The organism is Thiolapillus sp. (assembly GCF_048562965.1).
Classification (GTDB): domain Bacteria; phylum Pseudomonadota; class Gammaproteobacteria; order Chromatiales; family Chromatiaceae; genus Thiolapillus; species Thiolapillus brandeum_A.
Genome location: NZ_JBHNMF010000599.1, coordinates 1 through 1,919, shown reverse-complemented (window position 1 = coordinate 1,919; position 1,919 = coordinate 1). Strand labels below are relative to the sequence as shown.

The window sequence follows — 1,919 nt, the reverse complement described above, 5'->3', positions numbered from 1 at the left end:
GCAGGATGCAGCAATCAGCGTATAGAACAAGCTCTAACGGGCAGTATGAACAAAATAGCAACTTTATTTCACCCGAAAATATACGGTGGAACAATGTTGCTTACTCTAAACTCTAGATGTGGAAATACACTTCAGCCATTGATTTTCCGTAGGTCGGACTTCAGTCCGACATTGCCCCTTTTTGGCAGCTGTTGTCGGGGTGAAGCCCGACCTACGGACAGGTTTTTTTTCATAATCAGGGTGTGGCTAGAGGATTCATGAAAGTTAGCCACGAAAGCGGAAAACGCGGCTTCCCGCTTCCTTTATTTCCGACGGCTCGCCGTATGGAAAATGTCGGCATTTCCCCGTACCGCACGCTGCCTGTCAATAGATCAGGCTCATCATCCTGCTGCGGTAGCGGTGCACCAACGGGTCGTCACCAAGAATATCGAAAAGCCTGAGCAGCGCTTTGCGGGCCGCATCGTCACCAAAGCTGCGATCCCTGCGCATGAGCTCCAGCAGGGTTTGCGCGGCGTCTTCATAACGCTGGCCGACCACCTGCCGCACAGCCAGCAGATAGCGGGCTTCGCTGTCGTTGTCATCCCTGTCCAGGCGTTCCTGCAATGCAGCCTCTGAAGGTGCATTCTCCAGCTGTTTTTCGAAAAAAAGCAGACCGCGCAATACCCTGATTTCAGGCTTTTCCTGGAGATCTGCAGGCAGCCCGTCGGCGATTTCCAGGGCTTTTTCCGCATTTCCGGAGGCGGCATAAGCCTGTGCCAGGGCGATGTCGATATTGCTGTTGGCCGGATCCGCCGTCTTGGCCTGTTTCAGCAGTGCCAGGGCATCGTCAATGGCTCCCTGAAGCAGAAACTGTTCTGCCTGATCGACAAGGGCATCGGATTCTCTGGGAATGTGCTGATCCAGAAACTTGCGGATATCCGCTTCTGGCAGCGCGCCGGCAAATTCATCAACGGGCTGCCCGTTGACGAACAGTTTTACCGTGGGAATACTGCGGATGGCAAATTGTGCTGCCAGTTCCTGCTCTTCTTCGGTATTGATCTTGGCGAGGATGAATTTCTCCCCGTATTGTTCCGCCAGATTGGCCAGCACGGGCATAAGTATCTTGCAGGGCTGGCACCAGGGCGCCCAGAAATCCACCAGCACCGGCACCTGCGCAGAGCGTTCAATAACGTCAGTTTGGTAATTATCTTTTGTTATTTCAATGATATAGGGAGAAGTGCTCATGTACATTAAACAGGTTTGTTGGTTTGCTGTCTATTTTGGGGCAGCACGCTGAAATTACAAGCTTCTCTTGAATCGGTGATTTATCGCCCCTATTTTCCAGGAAGCAAATCAACTATGGAGCCAGAAATGTCAGAAAGTCTGCATGTCGTTTGTAGCCACTGTGGTGGCGTGAACCGAATACCCCGGGAGCGGCTGGCGCAGCACCCTAAATGCGGCAAATGCAAGCAGCCACTGTTTGCCGGAACACCGGCGGAAGTGGATGATGCCATGCTGCAAAAGCAGATCCAGCGCAGTGATATTCCAGTGGTGGTGGATTTCTGGGCGCCCTGGTGCGGTCCCTGCAAGATGATGGCGCCGGCTTTTGCTCAGGCAACGGCCCAGTTGGAGCCACAGGTGCGTATGCTCAAACTGAATACCGAGCAGCATCAGCAGTTGGCGGGGCAACTGGGAATTCGCAGCATTCCGACCATGATCCTGTTCCGTAACGGTCAGGAAGTCGATCGCATGTCCGGCGCCCTGGATGCACGGGGAATCGCTTCCTGGGTGAGCCAGAAACTGTAGCCTTGCTGCTTTTGGCAGGATGAAATGCTTTCCGGCCAAAAGCAGTCCCCGGGTCCCCGACGATTTCCATGGACAGTACCCCATATCTCCCGTAAAATTTCCGTCTCAACAGGGGTCTGACCCCAACTCTCGTT

General features: G+C 53.6%; 2 protein-coding genes. One reads left to right on the top strand and one right to left on the bottom strand.

Annotated elements, in window-relative coordinates:
- Positions 1–363: 363 nt before the first annotated feature.
- Complete coding sequence (gene trxA / locus ACOCD2_RS18170) at positions 364–1,224, bottom strand: thioredoxin (protein ID WP_293647206.1); 861 nt, start codon at positions 1,222–1,224, stop codon at positions 364–366.
- Between the two features lie 126 nt (positions 1,225–1,350).
- Here trxA and trxC point away from each other — a divergent pair, with 126 nt between their 5' ends.
- Positions 1,351–1,785 (top strand): thioredoxin TrxC, encoded by a 435-nt coding sequence (trxC, locus tag ACOCD2_RS18165; protein WP_293647208.1) that lies wholly within the window; start codon positions 1,351–1,353, stop codon positions 1,783–1,785.
- The last annotated feature ends 134 nt before the right edge of the window (positions 1,786–1,919 follow it).